The 18,909-nt window shown below is 61.9% G+C and carries 15 protein-coding genes; 9 read left to right on the top strand and 6 right to left on the bottom strand.

Annotated elements, in window-relative coordinates; genetic code table 11:
• Positions 1-65: 65 nt before the first annotated feature.
• From NMG80_RS07480 to NMG80_RS07470, 3 genes are all read left to right on the top strand, one after another.
• Entirely contained in the window at positions 66-1,526 is a 1,461-nt protein-coding gene (locus NMG80_RS07480) for a GMC oxidoreductase (RefSeq protein ID WP_254017520.1), read from the top strand.
• Positions 1,523-1,972 carry a hypothetical protein gene (locus NMG80_RS07475; RefSeq protein ID WP_254017519.1) on the top strand — a complete coding sequence of 150 codons (450 nt, stop codon included), beginning with the start codon at positions 1,523-1,525 and terminating at the stop codon, positions 1,970-1,972. The genes NMG80_RS07480 and NMG80_RS07475 overlap by 4 nt, the downstream gene beginning before the upstream one ends.
• 80 nt (positions 1,973-2,052) lie before the next feature.
• Positions 2,053-3,132 carry a glycosyltransferase gene (locus NMG80_RS07470; RefSeq protein ID WP_254017518.1) on the top strand — a complete coding sequence of 360 codons (1,080 nt, stop codon included), beginning with the start codon at positions 2,053-2,055 and terminating at the stop codon, positions 3,130-3,132.
• 165 nt (positions 3,133-3,297) lie between these two features.
• Here the strand turns inward: NMG80_RS07470 and NMG80_RS07465 are convergent, their stop codons facing one another.
• Together NMG80_RS07465 and NMG80_RS07460 are read right to left on the bottom strand one after the other, a co-directional pair.
• Positions 3,298-4,320, bottom strand: a complete 1,023-nt coding sequence (locus NMG80_RS07465) for a phosphoribosyltransferase (RefSeq protein WP_367185935.1) — start codon at positions 4,318-4,320, stop codon at positions 3,298-3,300.
• A gap of 38 nt (positions 4,321-4,358) precedes the next feature.
• Positions 4,359-5,855 carry a lipopolysaccharide biosynthesis protein gene (locus NMG80_RS07460; protein WP_301942973.1) on the bottom strand — a complete coding sequence of 499 codons (1,497 nt, stop codon included), beginning with the start codon at positions 5,853-5,855 and terminating at the stop codon, positions 4,359-4,361.
• A gap of 190 nt (positions 5,856-6,045) precedes the next feature.
• Here NMG80_RS07460 and NMG80_RS07455 point away from each other — a divergent pair, with 190 nt between their 5' ends.
• The 6 genes from NMG80_RS07455 (at position 6,046) to NMG80_RS07430 (ending at position 13,748) form a co-directional block, all read left to right on the top strand.
• Positions 6,046-7,215, top strand: a complete 1,170-nt coding sequence (locus NMG80_RS07455) for a glycosyltransferase family protein (protein WP_254017515.1) — start codon at positions 6,046-6,048, stop codon at positions 7,213-7,215.
• Positions 7,216-7,240: 25 nt separating this feature from the next.
• Positions 7,241-8,239: a glycosyltransferase family 2 protein gene (locus NMG80_RS07450; RefSeq protein ID WP_254017514.1), complete on the top strand. Its 999-nt coding sequence runs from the start codon at positions 7,241-7,243 to the stop codon at positions 8,237-8,239.
• A complete protein-coding gene (locus NMG80_RS07445; RefSeq protein WP_254017513.1) occupies positions 8,239-9,189 on the top strand; it encodes a glycosyltransferase family 2 protein in 951 nt (316 codons plus the stop codon). Before NMG80_RS07450 ends, NMG80_RS07445 begins: the two co-directional genes overlap by 1 nt.
• Complete coding sequence (locus NMG80_RS07440) at positions 9,179-10,147, top strand: glycosyltransferase family 2 protein (RefSeq protein WP_254017512.1); 969 nt, start codon at positions 9,179-9,181, stop codon at positions 10,145-10,147. The genes NMG80_RS07445 and NMG80_RS07440 overlap by 11 nt, the downstream gene beginning before the upstream one ends.
• Before the next feature lie 55 nt (positions 10,148-10,202).
• Entirely contained in the window at positions 10,203-11,099 is an 897-nt protein-coding gene (locus NMG80_RS07435) for a UTP--glucose-1-phosphate uridylyltransferase (RefSeq protein ID WP_254017511.1), read from the top strand.
• Between the two features lie 267 nt (positions 11,100-11,366).
• Positions 11,367-13,748, top strand: a complete 2,382-nt coding sequence (locus tag NMG80_RS07430; RefSeq protein ID WP_254017510.1) for a polysaccharide biosynthesis tyrosine autokinase — start codon at positions 11,367-11,369, stop codon at positions 13,746-13,748.
• Between the two features lie 390 nt (positions 13,749-14,138).
• Here NMG80_RS07430 and NMG80_RS07425 read toward each other — a convergent pair whose 3' ends face one another.
• From NMG80_RS07425 to NMG80_RS07410, 4 genes are all read right to left on the bottom strand, one after another.
• Positions 14,139-15,221, bottom strand: coding sequence for an acyltransferase family protein (locus tag NMG80_RS07425; protein WP_254017509.1), 1,083 nt, complete (start codon positions 15,219-15,221; stop codon positions 14,139-14,141).
• A 134-nt stretch (positions 15,222-15,355) separates the two neighbouring features.
• Positions 15,356-17,263, bottom strand: coding sequence for a propionyl-CoA synthetase (locus NMG80_RS07420; protein ID WP_254017508.1), 1,908 nt, complete (start codon positions 17,261-17,263; stop codon positions 15,356-15,358).
• Positions 17,264-17,457: 194 nt separating this feature from the next.
• Positions 17,458-18,444 carry a dihydroxyacetone kinase subunit DhaK gene (dhaK, locus tag NMG80_RS07415; RefSeq protein WP_254017507.1) on the bottom strand — a complete coding sequence of 329 codons (987 nt, stop codon included), beginning with the start codon at positions 18,442-18,444 and terminating at the stop codon, positions 17,458-17,460.
• 35 nt (positions 18,445-18,479) lie between these two features.
• Positions 18,480-18,905, bottom strand: coding sequence for a hypothetical protein (locus NMG80_RS07410; RefSeq protein ID WP_254017506.1), 426 nt, complete (start codon positions 18,903-18,905; stop codon positions 18,480-18,482).
• Positions 18,906-18,909: the final 4 nt, after the last annotated feature.

Raw genomic sequence — 18,909 nt, 5'->3', positions numbered from 1 at the left:
GCAAGACCGGCTGGGGCACCAAGGACGCTGATGAACGCGCTCGTATCAACAAAGGGTTTTATCTGATGGTGCTGGGCATCAGGCCGGAACAGATCGCCAACGAGCATTTCGATCTGGTCGCTGTCGGTTCCGGTTTCGGTTCGGCCTTCTTCCTGCATGCGTTCGCCAAGCAGCGAAAGGCACGCGTTCTGGTTCTGGAATGGGGCCGGCACAACACGCATGAATGGCAGCTCGAGCAGAACGTCAACACCGACATCGAGGACGAGACCACCTACAAGACCAACTCTGACAAGCCGTGGAACTACACCATCGGATTGGGTGGCGGAACGAATTGCTGGTTCGCGCAGACGCCTCGCTTTCACCCGAACGACTTCAGGCTGAAAAGCCTCTACGGCGTCGGTAACGATTGGCCGATCAGCTATGACGAGCTCGAGCCGTTCTACTGCGATGCAGAGGACGTCATGTCGATTTCAGGCGACCCCGACATGGCGGCGATGATGCCGCGTTCCAGGCCATTTCCCCAGCCACCGCATCACATGTCGACGCCGGACCGGATGATGAAAGCGGCGCAGCCGGACCAGCATTTTGTCATGCCGACAGCCCGGGCGCGCGTGCCGACCGCGCAGCGGTCTTCGTGCTGCGCCAACTTGCGATGCGGATTATGCCCGGTCGATGCCAAATTCACCGCCAACAATGGCCTGATGCACGTCTTCGAGCATCCCGACGTTTCGGTCTGCCTTGGCGCAGAAGTGCGCCGGCTCGACCATATCGGCGGTTCGGTCCGTTCGGTCGCTTTCGTCCATGAGGGCAAGGAATATTCGGTCAGCGGCGATCTTTTCATTCTGGGCGCCAATGCCATCCACAGCCCGGCGATCATGTTGCGCTCGGGCCTGTCGGGCGAATTCGTCGGGCGCGGCCTGCACGAATCCTACGGCTGGAATCTCGAAGCCTATCTCGACGGTGTCGACAATTTCGACGGAAGCACCATCACCACCGGCTTGAATTTCGGCCTTTATGACGGCGCTCACAGATCAGACCATGCGGCGGCGCTGGTCTATTTCGAAAACCGCTGGCAGCACGGGATGCGCCCCGAAAAGGGACGTGTCCGTCAGACGCTTCCCCTCATCATTGTTACCGAAGACCTGCTCGACCCGGAAAATCTCGTGATTCTAGACGAGGATGAAAACGCCTTCGTCAGTTTCGCGGGAGCATCCGACTATGCCGTCAAGGGCATGGCGCGGGCAAAGGAGAAATTGGCGGCGCTTCTGGCGCCGCTCCCGGTCGAAGAGATTTTCGATCGCGGCATCCGGCGCACCGAATCGCATGTCCAGGGCACGTTGCGGATGGGCTCGAGCCCAGCGGATTCGGTCGTCGACCGGGACATGATCCACCATCAGCTGAGGAACCTGGTTGTCGTCGGCTCGAGCACATATCCAAGCTGTTCCTGCGCCAATCCGAGCCTGACGGCGGCAGCCCTCTCCCTGCGGGCGGCGAGCCGGATAGCAGGAAAGGAAATGGCTGGATGATCAAGGTTTCGCGACGCGCGGCACTGGCCATCATGGCTGGCGGAGTTGCTTCGACCGGCATCGCCTACGCCGCCATTTCCTCGCTTTCGGACGAGGACCTGGTGCGCGTCACGCTCGAAAGATATTTCGGCAGGCTGAACATACGCATCGAGCATTTGCAGCAGTTCGTCCTGGAATTTCAGAAGCGGAACCCCTGGATATTTCCGAACACAAAGCTGGGCGATGCTGTCACTCTGCTTGAGGAGTTGAAATTGGGCGCCGCACGCCGGTTTCTGCCCGAACAGAAAAAAGCGGACCTGAGGCATTTCGACCGTTGGGTCATTGCCGAGTTCCATATGCTGACCGACTACGCCCGGCGCAGTTCGCCAGCCGACCCGGTCCGGTTCACCGGATGGCAGCCATGCACTAATCCGTTCGCCAATTTAGAGACGCAGCAGGATGCGTGAAGCGGGTCGCAAGCCAGCATCCGTAAATAAGCCGTGCGTCATTGCCCGTAATTTTGAGAATGCGACAAGGAGCCGAAACCATGAAAGTGCTTTTTGCAGGCGGTAACGGTTACACGCCCCAGTTCAGCGGCGGTGTCCAGTCCAGCACCCATCATCTCGCCGAACAGTTGCGCGAGCACGGGCATGAGGCTTCGGTGCTCGCCGCCCTGTTCGGCCAGGGCGTCTTCGGCTACAAGGCGCGCGCCAAGATGAAGCTTTTGAGGCAGCGCGCTGTCATCGACAGCTTTCCGGGCTATCCGGTCGTGCGCGCCTGGTTTCCCTGGGAGGCGGCGGGATTTGCCGTCGAAAAACTGAGGCCGGATGTCGCCGTGGTCCAGTGCCACAAGTCGGTTCCGATCGGCAAGGCGCTGCAGGCCGAAGGCGTGCCGCTGGTCGTCTATCTCAGGAATGTCGAGTTCCACGAATTGGGCGGCGATCTGCGCGAGCTGCGTTCGGCGCTCTACATCGCCAATTCCGAGTTCACGGCGCGCACCTACAAGGCAAAATTCGATATCGATTCGACGGTTATACCGCCGACCATCAATCCCACACTCTACAGCACGCCGACGACGGGTGAGTTTGTCACGCTGATCAACCCGTATGAGGAAAAGGGTTTCGAACTTGCGGTGCGCATCGCCGCCGCCTGCTCTGAAATTCCGTTCCTGTTCGTCGAAAGCTGGAAGCTCGATGACGATCATCGGGCCCGGATCGAGCAGACGATCGCGCCGCTCGGCAACGTCACGCTGGAGAGCCGGACCAACGACATGAAGACGGTCTACGGCCGCACGAAAATCCTGCTGGCTCCCAGCAAGTGGGAAGAGGCCTGGGGCCGGGTGGCGTCGGAAGCCCATTGCAGCGGCATTCCAGTCGTCGGCTCGCGTCGTGGCGGCCTGCCCGAAGCGATCGGCTCCGGTGGCGTGGTGCTGGACTACGACGCCCCTCTCGCCGATTGGGTGGCGGTGGTCAGGCGTCTGTGGACCGATAGCCAGGAATATCGGGGGCTTTCAGCGGCGGCGCGCGCATTCTCCGAGCGTCCGGAACTCGATCCGGCGGGTCAATTCGCGACTTTCTTCTCGATGCTCGAGAGGGCGGCACGGCAGCCTTCGCGGCAGGCCGCCTAGATGTTTGATCCCGGACCTTCGGTTCGGAAAAGATCGTGGCCGCAAGGAGATAGATCATGATCCCGAAAAGTGGATCCGGTTTTCGGAAAATGATCATGGTCGCACAAAGAGATAGAACCCATCCCGATTCCATCGGGATATCGGTTCAAAGTCCAACGCCTGGGTTCAAGCCGGTCGTTTGACCCGGCTTTTGAGCGTCTCGTAACCGCGTTCGCCAAGCAGCGTGCGCGCGACGGTCTTGATTGCCGTCTTGCGCCCGTCGGGCGAACTGATCTGCCGCAACCTGCCCGGAAGGTTGCGCGCCGTCTGTCCAAGTGCCGGAAGCGACAGCGTGTCGGGATAAGTTACCAGATGCGTTTCCACGCACAGCACCGGTTTGCCGGAAAGCTCGGCGATCTTGAGGGCCTGCTGGTGCTCGCTCTCGATGAACAGGATGGCGTCGGATTTGCGGTAGAAATCGGCTTTGAAACTGCCATGCACGCCAAGCCGTTGCCGTTCCGCCTTGCTCGGCAGGTCAAGCATGATCAGCTTGTCGTATTCGATGCCGTGCTTTGCCAGCCATGCTTCGGTAAGCGCGCGGTATTTCTCGAGCCGGCTGGTGACGAGCCAGCCGATCTTGCGGGTCGGGCCAAACAGAGGCAGCGCTTCGCCCAGGAATTTCTCATAGGCGGGGCCGTCGTCGTTCTCTGCTTCGGTCGGATCCAGGCAGAGCACGCCGTCGATATCGACGCAGCATTGCGCGAGGAATTTGTGGTGCATGAAATTCCACTGGAACATCCTTGGATGCGGCACGACCTCCAGGACGATGTCGGTTTCCTCGTGCTGCGGCAGCAGGCCGAACACTGCGGCAAAGGTGAAGTCCGCCTTGATCCCGGCGGCCTCTACCCGGCTGCGCGCCTCTCTCATGGCGGCGCCGCCGCTGACGCTGTCGTCGATCACCAGAACCTTGCGCATCTCGGCGGCCTGGCGGTCGAGCGCGGCGCGGCGTTTGGTGACGCCCGAAGCATAGATCTTTCCGGCCAGGAAACTGTCCAGGTCGGTCATCGGAATGTTCGCTGTCAGGCTGAGCAGAGTGGCGGCGAGAATGCCGCTTCGTGGAACCCCGACCACCAGGTCGATGTCGCGCGGCAGCCGGTGAAGGTTCCTGACGATGGCATCGTTCATATCAGAGATCGATCGGTAGTGCATGGGATCAGGCCTGGTCCTCGAATGGATGTCCGTGCAAGTTACTTCGCCTCGCTTGCTGTTGCCGCGGGGGCCCGTGCCGGCAGCAGCTTCAGTGCCTCCCGCAACGCCTCGCGGCCGGAAGCGAACGCCAGCGCGACCACAATGGTGACCATATAGGACAGCACCGCCGCGCTCGCCATGGCGAGGATATGCTGTTGCGGTAGCAGCGGCTTGGCGAACCAGATGACGGCAAGCGCCAGATGCGCGCCAAGCACGAAGGGGGTTGCCGCGCGAAGGATATGGCTTGCCCGCAGCGGCCCGGTCTTGCCGATATAGAGCCACAGGAAAGGCGTTCTGAGATACTCGCTCACCGCATAGGCGATCGCCACGCCCAGCGCGCCATAGGGCAGGCCGACCAGGAAGGCCAGCACCGACGTCAAGGCTGTTATGATGCCCCAGCGCATGAAATCGCCCGAGCGGCCCTGGCTGATGAAAAGCCATCCCGCCGGGTTGTTGAGCGGCTGCAGCAGCCCGGCAAAACCGAGCGCCAGGAAGATGCTGGAACTCTGGCGCCACTGCTCGCCGAGTGCGAACGGTATCAGCACGTCGGCCATGGCGATGGCGAAGGCGACACCTGGAAGTGCGACCAGCAATATCAGCGGCATGACGCGAAGATAAGCGCTGCGGTAGCGATCCGGCTCGTCCTTCAGCCTGGAAAGAGCCGGCACCATGACCTTCGACAGCGGATTGGTGATCTGGCTCAGCGGAAACAGAAGCAGCTTGTAGGCGCGGTCATAGAGTCCAAGTTGCGCTTCGCCCCAGTATTTTCCGATCAGCACATTGTCGAGATTTCGGGCAAAGAAGTTGGCGAAGTTGAACCCGGTGATGCCGGCGCCGAAATTGATCAGCTCGCTGATGCCGTTGACCTTGCGCGGCAGGCTGGGGCGCCATCGCGAGTTTGCCCAGTAGCAAAGCGTGGGCAGCACGGCTGCTGTCAGCGTGCCGGCAAAAAGCGCCCAGTAGGAACGGTCGATAAAAGTCCAGGCGATCGATACGGCGAGGCCGGCAATGGCACTTGCGACGTCGATGATAGCCAGGGGGGCGAACTGCATGCGGCGTGTCAGCAGCGCCAGATGCTGGGCGCCCAGCCCATAGGCTATGATCTGCAGCCCAAGTGCTGCCACCAGACCTGCAACCCGCGGTTCGCCGTAGAAGGCGGCGACCAGCGGCGCCGCGCCGGCCAGCACGCAGGCAAGCAATGCGCTGACCGCGACATTGACCCAGAAGAGGTAATTGACCTCCTCATGCTTGATTCCGCTTTTCTGGACCGTCGCCTGGGTCAGGCCGAAATCCTGGAACAGCGCGATGAAGGCCAGCACCGGCGCGCACATCGCCACGACGCCGAAGTCCTGCGGCGACAGCAGGCGCGACAGCACGATGACGGAGACGATCTGTGTTGCAACCCGCACGGATTGCGCCAAAGCCGTAATGATAGCGCCGCGTCCGACCGATCTGCGGAGAGAGCCCTCTGGCGGGTCGAATGCATTGGCTTGCAAATTCAGGGTCCCTGATTTTCGTGCCGGGTCCCGGAGTCCCGACCCATGCCCGATGCCACCACCAAACTACGGCAATAATTTTGCAGCGCAACAAAAAACGTGGATTTTGCTACGCTGCACCAAAAATGTTGCGATGCAGCACGAGCTGTACTAGGATTCTTTCGGGTGGGCCAACAGCGGTCGAGTTTTCATGCTGCATGTCTTGTACTTGGTGCACGACGTCTCCGATCCGGCGGTGCGCCGGCGGATCATAATGCTCAAGGCAGGCGGCGCCCAGGTCACACTGGCAGGCTTTCGCCGGTCAGCAAGCCCGATCGCCGAGGTCGAGGGCTTGCATCCGATCGATCTTGGCGCAACGCGCGACGGGCGATTTGCCCAGCGGCTGGCAGCGGTCACCAAGGCGGCGGTTTCGATCGGGTCGAAACTCGGTTCGATGCCCAGACCCGACCTCATCATCGCGCGCAATCTGGAAATGCTGGCGCTTGCCCGGCGTGCCAAATCGGCATTCCAGGCAACGGTGCCGATCGTCTATGAGTGTCTCGACATCCATCGTCTGATGCTTCGCAACGATTTTCTGGGCAAGGCGATGCGCAGCGCGGAGCGCTATCTGGCCAGGGATGTAAAGCTGCTGGTCACCAGTTCGCCGGCCTTCATCGCCAACTATTTCAAGCCGTTCGGGCAGATTTCTGCGCCGGTCGAACTGCTCGAAAACAAATATTTCGAGCCTGCCGCGGTTTCGCTGAATGATCGCACAGCGGCGGAGCCGGTCGCTCCGCCTTGGCGGATCGGCTGGTTCGGCGCGCTCCGATGCCGCCGCTCCCTGGAACTGCTGGCCGAATTTTCCCGACGATTTGAGGGCCGCTTCGAAATCATCCTAAGGGGCCGTCCGGCGCTTTCCGAATTTCCGGATTTCCACGGTTTCGTCGAATCTGAGCCTTGGCTCTCGTTTGGCGGGCCCTATCGGAATCCCGAAGATATGGCGACGATCTACCGTGAGGTTCATTTTTCCTGGGCCATCGATTTTTTCGAGCAGGGGCTGAATTCTGAATGGCTGCTGCCCAACCGCCTCTACGAGGGCTGCCGCTTCGGCGCCGTGCCGATCTCGATGGGCAATACCGAAACCGGCCGGTTCCTCGACCAGCAGGGAATCGGCGTTCTCTTGCCTCAAGCCACTCCCGAGGCACTCGAAGCCGCCTTGGGCGAGTTGGAGGAGCATCGTTTCGGGGAATTGCGGGCGCGTGTTCTTGCCCGCAATCCGCGAACCTGGAGCCACGATCGCAGCGATTGCCGGGCGCTCGTCGAGAAGCTTCGCGGGCTGACGGTCGCGCCCGGTTCATATGCTGCCGAGGCACTGGCTTAGGATGGCTAGGGAAGGACATAGGCCGATGATGCAGACCGAAATGCTGCCGTCCAACCTGATCGTGATTCCGTGCCTGAACGAAGCGGCTCACATCGGTGCGCTTGTTCATGAGCTTCGACCGGCGGCCGAGAGGCTCGGCGCCCGGATCATCGTTGCCGATGGCGGTAGCACGGACGGCACTAGGGCGATCGTCGAGGAGATCGCCGGGAAGGATCCGAGGGTCATCCTTCTTAACAATGAAAAGCGCCTCCAGAGCGCGGCGATCAATCTCGCTATCGCCAGTTACGGCGATCGGGCTGAGTATTTCATTCGCATCGACGCGCATGGCGGCTACCCACCGGATTATTGCGACCGGCTGATCGAAGAGGCGCTGGCCACCGGCGCCGATTCGGTCGTCGTCTCGATGCTGACCAGCGGCAGCGGCATGGTGCAGAAAGCGGTGGCGGCTGCACAGAATTCCAAGCTCGGCACGGGCGGCTCCAAGCACCGGCATCTCTCGGCGGGAGAGTGGGTCGACCACGGTCACCATGCGCTGATGCGAATATCGGCCTTCAAGGCGGTGGGCGGCTATGACGAAACGTTCAGCCACAACGAGGATGCGGAGCTCGACTACCGGCTCCGTCGGGCCGGCTACCGGATCTGGATGAGCGGCAAGACGCAAATGATCTATTACCCACGCTCGTCGCTCGCCGGCCTCTATTTCCAGTATCTCGGCTATGGCCGCGGCCGGGCAAAGAACGTTCTCAAGCACCGCATGATACCAAAAGTCCGGCAGCTGGTGCCGCTTCTGGTGTTCCCTGTCGTCCTTCTCTCTGCCTTTTTCTTCGTGCATTGGCTGGCAGTCATGCCGCTTCTGGTGTGGGCGTCGGTTTGTCTCGGCTATGGCGTGTGGACCGCCATCAGCCAGCGCAATCCGGACAGCGCCCTTGCCGGGATTTCGGCAATGGTCATGCATTTCGGCTGGTCCGTCGGTTTCTGGCTGCAACTGCTTGGACCGCGATCGCAGCCTAGGAGGATGGCGTGATGGGTGTGGCCGAAAAAAACCGCAGCGTCGACGTCTGCGTCTGCACGTTTCGGCGGCCGGAGCTTGCCGACACGCTTCGCTCCATAGCCGCCCTGGACGTGCCTTCAGGATTCGACATCCGCGTCATCGTCGCCGACAATGATGACGGGCCGACGGCCGAACTGCTGGTGGCGACGCTGGCGGAGACGCTGAAGCTGCCGATAAGCTATCGTCATTGCCCGGCACGCAACATCTCGATCGCCCGCAATGCCTGCCTCGACGCCAGCACGGCGGATTTCGTCGCTTTCCTCGACGACGACGAAACGGCATCGTCGAGATGGCTCGCCGAACTGGTTGCGACGGCGGATTTGAGTGGCGCTGCCGCCGTGCTCGGGCCAGTGCGGGCGCGCTATCGGCCGGACGCGCCCGACTGGATGCGCCGCGGCGATTTTCACTCCACCTTGCCGGTCTGGGTGGGCGGCGAGATCCGCACCGGCTACACCTGCAACGTCCTGCTCAGGATGGGCGCCGACTGCCTCTGCGGCCGGCGATTCAGCCTGGCGCGTGGCCAGACCGGCGGCGAGGACACCGAATTCTTCGACCATATGGTCAAGGCCGGCGGTCGCATCGCCTTTTCGCCGCACGCCTGGGTCGATGAAGTGGTGCCGCGCGCCAGGGCCGCTTTCGACTGGCTCCGTCGCCGCCGGTTCCGCGTCGGGCAGACGCATGGGCACCTGCTGGGGCGCGACGCGCATGGCCTCGCGCTGGTCAGGCAAGTCGGCCTCGCCTCGGCAAAGGCGGTTTTTTGTTTCGCATCGGCAATCCCGGTCGCCATCAGTCCCGTGCGCAGGAACCGCAGCGTGCTTCGCGGCATCATGCATGTCGGTGTCGTGAGCGGTCTTGTCGGTGTGCGTGAAATCCGCCAATACGGCCTGCCCTCGCCGCAGGAAGGGGGCAAGCGTGCAGCCTGACGTCACCTTTGTCATTGCCGCCTACAATGCAGAGCTGACCATCGAGCGGGCGATCGCCAGCGCCATCGCCCAGCGCGATGTCAGCGTGGAGGTGATCGTCGTCGACGACCAGTCGCGCGACCGGACGCTCGATCTGGCGCGATCCTACCCCGAAGACATCGTACGCGTCGTCGCACTTGAGCAAAACCGCGGTCCAGGCGGCGCCAGGAATGCCGGCCTTGAGCTTGCCCGAGGCCGGTGGATCGCGGTCCTCGATTCCGACGACGCGGTCTATCCCGGACGGATCTGCACCATGATTGACCGCGCCGAGAAAGCGGGCGCCGCGATCGCGGTCGACAATCTCCAGGTCGTTCGCGAGGACGGTGTTGCCGAAGAGACGATGTTCCCGGCCGACTATCTCGAGGGCTTGAGTGAAATCTCGCTGGCGGACTATATTGCCGGCAATGTGGTCTTCGAATCCAGGTTCAATCTCGGCTATCTCAAACCGATCTTCCAGCGCCGGTTTCTGAACGAAAACGGGCTTCGCTATGACGAAAGCCTGATCATCGGCGAGGATTACATCCTGCTGGCCAGTGCTCTGGCCAAGGGCGGCAAATGCGTGGTCGAACCGACGACCGGCTATGTCTACCATATCCGGACCGGCTCCATTTCCCGCGTGCTTGAGCTTCATCACGTCGAGGCGATGCATAAGGCCGACCTCGTTTTCGCCAGAACCCATTCGATGGACGCGAAGGCCGAGGCCGCCTTCGCAAGGCGCACACGCAGCCTGCGCAAGGCGGCGTCGTTCCTTTCTCTGGTCCAGCACATCAAGGCGCGATCCCCACTCAAGGCGGTGTGGACGGCGCTCAGCGATCCGGCGGCGGTTTGGCACATGGGCATGCCGATCGCCGTTCGGCTGCGAAGGGTGGCGGCGCAATTTGCCGTGGGTGCGGGGGAGGTAAAGGGTGCAGGCAGCTGAAATATTTTCGCGGCCTGCAACACGTTGAAATCGATCTCCTCAGAAGGAATATGCAATGAAGAAAGTCAGGAAGGCAGTCATACCGGTAGCGGGGCTTGGAACGCGATTCCTGCCGGCGACCAAGTCGATGCCGAAGGAAATGCTGCCGGTCGTCGACAGGCCTGTCGTGCAATATGCGGTGGACGAGGCGTTCGAAGCCGGCATCGAGCACATTGTCTTCGTGACGGGCCGCAACAAGGCGGTCATCGAGGATTATTTCGACCTGCATCCAGAATTGATCGGAACTTTGGAGCAGACCGGCAAGACGGCGCAGCTTCAGGCGCTCGAAAGCCTGCTTCCGGTGGCTGGTGCGACGAGCTTCATCCGGCAGCAGTCGCCGCAAGGTCTCGGCCATGCGGTATGGTGCGCCCGGGAAGTCATCGGCGATGAGCCCTTCGCGTTGCTGTTACCGGACATGGTGTCCTTCGGCGGCCGCGGATGTCTCGCTGAAATTGCCGACCTCTATGCGCAGACCGGCGGAAACGTCATCGCCGTCGAGCGCTGCGACCCGACCGAGACCAGCAAATACGGCATCGTCGGCTGCGGCGCCGATGTCGGCTCGGGCTTCGAGGTCACCGCCATGGTCGAAAAGCCGGCTCCGGCGAATGCGCCGTCGAACTACTACATCAACGGCCGCTATATCCTGCAGCCCGAGATATTCGGGCTGCTCGGCAATCAGCAGCGCGGCGCCGGCAATGAGATCCAACTGACCGACGCCATGGTTCGCCTTGCGCAAAGCCAGGCTTTCTTCGCCCAGCCCTTCAACGGCCGGATGTTCGATTGTGGCTCGAAAGAAGGGTTTATCCAGGCCAATGTCGCCTTCGCGCTGGCGCGCGACGACATGAAAGGACCGATCTTCGAAATGCTTGAGGAGTTCGTCCGGTCGCATGAGCGCCGGGTGGAAGCCGCATAAACCCCATTATTTGGGAGCATTGGGGATATGAATGATGACGGAAGACATGCCGATGTGTTTGCTGCCCAGGTCCCGCGGTGGCTGGCATGAAGCTTGCGTTGGGCATATGCTGATGCTCCCGATCTGCTCTAAGCGCCTGCAAAGGAGAGCAGCGGACCCGAGTGGAAACAGGGTTTGGGAAAATCCGAGGCTCAAACAAAGATAGAGCGGCGGCGCGTTCGACTTGAGAGACCGCCGCACTAGATGCAAACTTGAATTGGACCGAAGATGAATTATGCCAATTTTCCTCTCGACAAGAGGAAACCATTGCCGAGTTCGGACCCAGTCAGCGCCGACGATTTCATTGATGTCGAGCGCCTGCTCGGCATGGCAGCAAGGCAGGCAAAGGTGGTTGCGGCATGCGCTGCCATCGGTCTTTTTCTGGGTGTGCTCTATTTGCAGACCACGCCTCCCACCTACATGGCGACGAGCCGTGTGCTGATCGACGAAGGGTTGAACAAGGTCGTTGACGAGGTCTCGGCGGCGTCGGTCAGCATGCAGACCGACTCCGCCATTCTGAGCCAGATCGAAATACTCCACTCGGCGAGACTGGCAGCGGTGGTCGTCGACAAGCAGAAGCTCGATCAGAACGACGCTTTCATGAACCCTCCGACGTCGGCCGTGTCGAAGGCTGCCGGTTTTGTGCGCGGCGTGGTCCGGTATTTCCGTCCCAATCCCGCCGTCGGTACTGCCGACGTTACTCAGCTTGATCCGGCCACGCGTGACGCGATGATTGCCTCGTCACGCCGCGATTACGCAATCCTCAAACTGCAGGACGAGGTGCAAGCCGAGCGCATTGGTCGAAGCTATGTGATCTCCATCGCCTACCAGGCGACGGACCCCGCACTTGCGACCTCGGTCACCAAAGCCTATGCCGACGCCTATCTCGCCGATCAGCTCGATGCGAGCTTCGATGCGACCGAGCGGGCGGCGGTCTGGCTGCAAGGTCGGCTGACGGAGCTTCGCGAAAGTTCCCAGGCAGCGGCGCTCGCCGTCGAGAAGTTCAGGGCCGAACATGGGCTGGCCGTCGATGACGGCCAGTTGATCAGTGGCAAGCAACTGTCGGACCTCAATGGCCAGCTCATTGAGGCGCAGGCCGATACCGCCCGCGCCAGCGCCCGCTACCAGCAATACAAGTCGATCGTCGAAAGCGGTTCGGACAACGCATTCAGGGACGCCGCCATATCCGCCGACCAGCCGAGCAACTCGATCATTTCAACGCTCAAGACCCGCTATCTCACTGTCGCCAAGCGGCAGCAGGATATCGAAGCCAATTTCGGGGCTGAGCATCCCCAGGCGGTCGCACTTGCCAAGGAAAAGGCCGACATTTCGGCGCAGATATTCGGCGAGCTGAAGCAATTGACCGAAAGCTACCGCAACGAATACGAAGTCGCTCTCGCGCGCGAGACGGCGCTCCGCGCAAATGTCGCGTTAGCGGCTGGCAAGAGTTCCATCGACAACCAGTCGCAGGTCAAGCTGCGCGAACTGGAGCAGAAGGCAACGGCGCTCTCGACGCTCTATCAGACGTTCCTTGGCCGCTACGAGGAAGCCTCCCAGCAGCAATCCTTCCCAGTCGGCAAGATCCGCGTCATCTCGGACGCGACGATGCCAAAGTCCGCGGCAACCCCGCGCACGTCCATGGTGCTGGGACTTTCGCTCGTGCTTGGCGTGATGATGGGAGCCGGGGTTGGTGGCCTGAATGAATTCAGGGAGCGGTTCTTCAGGACCGGCGAAGACGTTCGCGATCGCGTCGGCCTCAAATTCCTCGGCTACCTGCCGATCATTGGCAGCAAGGTCGCCAAGGACGATAAGCGCGATGGCGGTCAGGCGGATATCAAAACCGCCCAATCACCGTCGGCGGCTGAAAGACGCGCGCGCATGCGGGTGAGCATCGACGCCCCGGCATCGATGTTTTCCGAGACGCTTCGCAGCGCCAAGATTGCCTTCGACGTGGTGATGGAAGGGCAAGGCAGCCGGGTCATTGGCGTGATCTCGGTCCTTCCGGGCGAGGGCAAGTCGACCGTGGCGGCGAATCTGGCCGGATTGCTCGCCGCCAATGGGTCGAAAACCCTGCTGGTGGACGGCGACCTGCGTAACCCCGGCCTCAGCCGCAGCCTTGGCATGGAGGCCGAGCAAGGCCTGATGGAAGCGGTAGTGAGCGGGCAGACCTGGCAGTCCGTCGGCAAGATCGACCGGCAGACCAAGCTGGCGATCGTCCCGGCCGTGCCGCGCGGTCATTTCTCGCACACAAGCGAGCTTCTGTCGTCGGCCGGGATGCGGCGTTTCATCGACAATGCCAAGGAGACCTTCGAGTACATCATCGTCGATCTGCCGCCGCTCGGCCCCGTGGTCGATGCCAAGGCCTTTGCTCCGCTTGCCGACGGCTTCGTGCTCGTGACCGAGTGGGGACGCACGCCGCGTGCGATGGTGCAATCCATATTGAGTTCGGAATCCTATATCGCCAACAAGATCGTCGGCGTGGTCCTCAACAAGGTCGATTTGAAGAAGCTGGCGAAGTATGGATCGCTCGGCGGCTCGGAAAAATTCTTCGACAGATATTCGTCATACTATCTGGAGAAGTCGGAAGCGCGGACGAAGGTGAACAGCTGAGGCCCGTCGGTAGTACGGATACTGAGCAGATCGGCGTCGTCCTGCGCGGCCAGGCCGATACCGGGCCCGAGGCCGTCGCGAGCGAAGACGAATGCCCCTCGAACAGACCATAACCGGCAGCCTGCGCAGGAGCCGGTAGGGTCGGTGGGGAATGATGTCCCTTAGTGCATGTCGCGCAAAAGTGTCAGCGGTTTTGCGATAACCCTAAGCGCGTCGCATGAGGCCGGTCAAACGCGACACGCTTGGGGGTGCCGGACGATTTCCTCGCTTGACTTGACTAGTATAGGTCGCCGAGCCGCGAGGGGGCGCGCAAAAGCGTGCGCACCATGCTTTGTGCCGGACACCGTAGGACGTTTGCAGCCAGGAACCGGCGTGACAACGCCGGCGCGGTTACACGGCCTTGAGCCGATAGCGGAAGATGGTGTGGTCGAGCAGAAGCCGGATACGCGGTTCGGCCTCGATCGCAATCAGCCAGCTCGCGGCGATCATGGTCGCGCCGACGATGACCACCGAAAGCAGGTATGGCACTCCCGCGCGCGTCAACGCCCCGAGAATAGCCGCGCCGACCACATTATGGATCAGATAGAGAGGGTAGGTCATCAGCCCGATCCGGCGCCAGCCGCGCCAGGACAGGTCGAGCCGTAATGACCACGCCATCAGCGCCATGGCAGCGAGAAACAGGACGATCGGCGGCGCGTAGGGCATCGCGGCTTCGACCTTGATGCTGCGGACGTCGACAGCACTGATGATCTGCAGCACGCCGCCGGCCAGGAACAAGGCGCAGAAAACAAGGCGGGCGGGCGTCACTGCCTTGAAACGCATCAGCCAGAGCAGCACACCTGTCGCGAAAAAACATCCGTGATGCACCAGGAGCAGGTCGAGCCAGCGCGCCTCGGCAAGGTCCGACCAGTCGAATGGATAGTACAGGCACCAGAAAAGCGTGCTGATCGCGCCGAGCGCGATTGCCACCGCTTCCATCAGATCGAAGCGGCCGATCCGCAGCAGGATCCAGACGACGGCATAAAAGGCGATCTCGATGCCGAGCGTCCAATAGACGCTGTCGGCCCAGGGGTTGAACGGAACGAACAGGGCGGTGCGCATGAGCCTGGTGACAGCGTCCGTCGGCCAACTGAGATCGACGAAAAGCAGCACCATCGCGGTGACTGGCGCGCAGATCCAGACGGCCGGCGCCAATCGTTTCACCCTTGCCTCGAAAAACCGCAGCGGTGTCGAATGCTCGGCGCTGAAGGCGATGACGAAGCCGCTGATGACGAAGAATATCTGGACGCCGACCCATCCGAATTGGACCAGTCCGCCTATTTCCGGATGCGGCGGGATGCCGCCCGTCGCGCGCGCCGAAACGCCCTCGGGGAACGCCCACACCCAGAAGCCGTAGTGGTAGAACATCACGAGGACAGCGGCGAGAAAACGCAGGATGTCGACGCCGCCGAATGTGGTCTTTTGCTGAGCCATGCCGTGCCTTCGGAACGGCCCCCCACGCAAAGGTTTAAGGGCTATTGCTGCATTGCACAACAGACGATTGCAGTGCAGGATGAATTCGTGGATTCGTCCTGCACTGCAATCCGCCTGCCGCGCTTCGAAAGCAACTAAAGCCCGATTCCGCGTCCCTTCAGCGCCGCGGTGATTTCGTCGAGAATGACCGGGTCGTCGATGGTCGCCGGCATCGTCCATTCTTCCTTGTCGGCAATCTTCTGCATGGTGCCGCGCAGGATTTTGCCGGAGCGCGTCTTGGGCAGGCGCTTGATCGTCACCACCGTCTTGAGGGCGGCGACCGGGCCGATCCGCTCGCGCACCAGGCTGACGACCTCGGTCTCGATGGCGTCGGTGTCGCGCGTGACACCGGCATTCAGCACGACGAAGCCGAGCGGCACCTGGCCCTTCATCGCATCGGCGATGCCGACGACAGCGCACTCGGCAACGTCGGGATGCGCGGCCAGCACCTCCTCCATGGCGCCGGTCGACAGCCGGTGGCCGGCGACATTGATGATGTCGTCGGTTCGGGCCATCACGAACAAATAGCCGTCCTCGTCCATCATGCCGGCATCCGCCGTCTTGTAGAAGCCGGGGAATTCGTCGAGATAGGCTTGGCGAAACCGGTCATCGGCATTCCACAGCGTCGGCAGGCAGCCGGCCGGCAGCGGCAGCTTGACCACGACATTGCCCAACGTGCCGCGCGGCACTTCGTGGCCGGCATCGTCGAGCACACGGATGTCGTAGCCGGGCATCGGCACCCCGGGCGAGCCGTATTTCACCGGCAGCAGGCCTAACCCGGCCGGGTTGATCGTCATCGGCGAGCCCGTCTCGGTCTGCCACCAATGGTCGATCACCGGCACGTTCAATTTCTGCTCCGCCCATCTGATGGTTTCCGGATCGGCGCGCTCGCCGGCGAGGAACAGCGTGCGGAATTTCGACAGGTCGTATTTCGGGACGAATTCGCCCTTGGGGTCCTGTCCCTTGATGGCGCGGAAGGCGGTCGGCGCGGTGAACAGTGCGACCACGCCATGCTCTGATATCACCCGCCAGTAGGTGCCGGCGTCGGGCGTGCCGACCGGCTTGCCCTCGAACAGGACGGTCGTGCAGCCATGCAGCAGCGGGCCGTAGACGATATAGGAATGGCCGACCACCCAGCCGACGTCGGAAGCCGCCCAGAACACCTCGCCCGGCTTGACGCCGAACTCGTTCTCCATCGACCATTTCAGCGCAACCATGTGGCCGCCATTGTCGCGCACGATGCCCTTGGGCTGGCCGGTCGTTCCAGACGTGTAAATTATGTAGAGCGGATCGGTGGCGAGCACCGGAACGCAGTCGACATTGGCACCCGCCGCCCGCTCGCGGGCGACGGTGTCGGCATAGTCGATGTCGCGGTTCTCCTTTAGCTCGCAGCGCAGCTGATCGCGCTGCAGGATGAGGCAGGCTTCGGGCTTGTGCCGCGACATGTCGATCGCCTTGTCGAGCAGCGGCTTGTAGGCGACGACGCGCCCGGGCTCCAGGCCGCAGGAGGCGGAAATGATCAGCTTCGGCCTGGCGTCGTCGATGCGCGTGGCGAGCTCGTGCGAGGCAAAGCCGCCGAAGACGACCGAATGCACGGCGCCGATCCGGGCGCAGGCGAGCATGGCAAACGTCGCTTCCGGCACCATCGGCATGTAGATGATGACCCGATCGCCTTTTTTGACGCCGCGGTTCTTCAGCACCGAGGTCAGTGCGACCACCTCGCGTTTCAATTCGGCATAGGTGAATTTCCTGAACGTGCCGGAAATCGCGCTGTCATGGATCAGCGCGATCTGATCGGCGCGGCCACCCGCCACGTGGCGGTCGACGGCGTTGAAGCAGGTGTTGCAGGAGGCGCCGCCAAACCAGCGCCCATAGACGCCGGCATTCGGATCGAAGACCGTGTCGAACGGCGAGAACCAGTCGATGGCCTTGGCCGCATCCGCCCAGAATTTTTCCGGATCGCGTTTCCAGCCGTCATAGACCTCGTGGTAGCGTGACGCCATCCAGCTTCCTCCAAGAATGTTTCTGTCCTTGGAAATAGCGTATGCTGTTTTTGCAAGCACGTGCAAATTCGTCTTGGCGACTTCGTGGTCGAAATGGACGTGACCGCCGCTTTGTCGCCGCAACCGGCCAGGTGCGTTGAAAGCGCCTGCTCGCTCAATACGGTTCCTATAGCCGTGGCGCGGTTTTGGCCGTGCTACATCCCCCAGCGCAGCGCAGCCGTATGAACCGGTGCGTCCCAAAATGCGGTCGTCTCGTCGTCGAGCATGGTCAGCGTGATCGAGCAGCCGGCCATGTCGAGCGAAGTCACGTAGGACCCGACCAGTGAGCGAGTGACCGTCACGCCGTTGCTCTCGAAGATTTTCCGGGCGCTGTTGTACATCAGGTAGAGTTCCATCAGCGGCGTGCCGCCGAAACCGTTGACGAAAAGCAGCGCCGGGCCTTTTGCTCCGTCACCGAGATCGCCTGATATCGCCGCGCAGATTTCCTCGGCGATGGCGTCGGCGCTCTTCAACGCGTCGCGGCGGCGCCCCGGTTCGCCATGGATGCCGACACCGAATTCCATCTCGCCGTCGCCGATATCGAAGGTCGGCTTGCCGGCGGCCGGTACGGTGCAACTGGTCAGCGCAACGCCCATAGAGCGCGTCGCGCCATTGACGCGTTCGCCAAGCGCCTTCAACGGCTTCAGCGCCATGCCCTGCTCGGCCGCGGCGCCGAGGATCTTCTCGACCACCAGCGTCCCGGCAACGCCGCGTCGGCCAGTAGTATAGGAGGAGTTCTCGACCGCGACATCGTCATTGGTCACCACTTGCATCACGCCCTCCGACATTTCGGCAGCCATGTCGAAATTCATCACGTCGCCCTCGTAGTTCTTGACGATGAACAGGCAGCCGGCACCGGTGTTGACCGCCTCCGCGGCCGCCATCATCTGGTCCGGCGTCGGCGAGGTGAACACCTGGCCGGGGCAGGCGGCATCCAGCATGCCATGCCCGACCAGCCCGCCATGCAGCGGCTCGTGACCAGAGCCGCCCCCGGAAATCAGCGCTACCTTGCCCGGCTTGAGTGTCCTGCGGCGCACGAATTTATGCTCGTCGCCAAGCACAAGGACGTCGGCATGGGCGGCAACGAAGCCGTCGAGGCTTTCGGTCAGCACCGTGTCCACAGAATTCAGAAACTTCTTCATGGCCGTCTCTCCCGAAATAGCTGAACGTGGCGCGACTATGTCCCGCCCTTGCCGGCGATACTGGTGATCTTCTGGATGAAATCGTTGACCGCCCTGTCGAGCGCCGCGTTCTGTTTGTCGTCGCCGAAATCGGGAACGATCAGCGAAACATGCCGCGTCTTGCGCATGCCGGATGCCAGCGACATTTTTCCCGGATGCGCCTGATGGTAGGCGGCAAGAAAATGGTCGCGTTCGGCCGTGCTGAAATGGCAGACGGCGAAAATAGCCGGCAAATGTTTTGACGGGATCGGGATCGAGTAGGCCGGGCTGGAAATCTGGGTGACGAAGCTGCGATGCTTGCCCAACGCGTCGGCGAGGCGCTGGCGCATGCCGGACGGGCGCTGGTCGAGGACCTGCGACAGGATCGACTTATAGGCGCGGATCGCCTCTTCGGAGCCGGCTTCAGGTGTCTTGTCGACCATGCCG

The organism is Mesorhizobium escarrei (assembly GCF_935825525.1).
Lineage (GTDB): Bacteria > Pseudomonadota > Alphaproteobacteria > Rhizobiales > Rhizobiaceae > Mesorhizobium > Mesorhizobium escarrei.
Note: the sequence above shows the minus strand (reverse complement) of the source record. Positions and strands in the feature narration are given on the sequence as shown.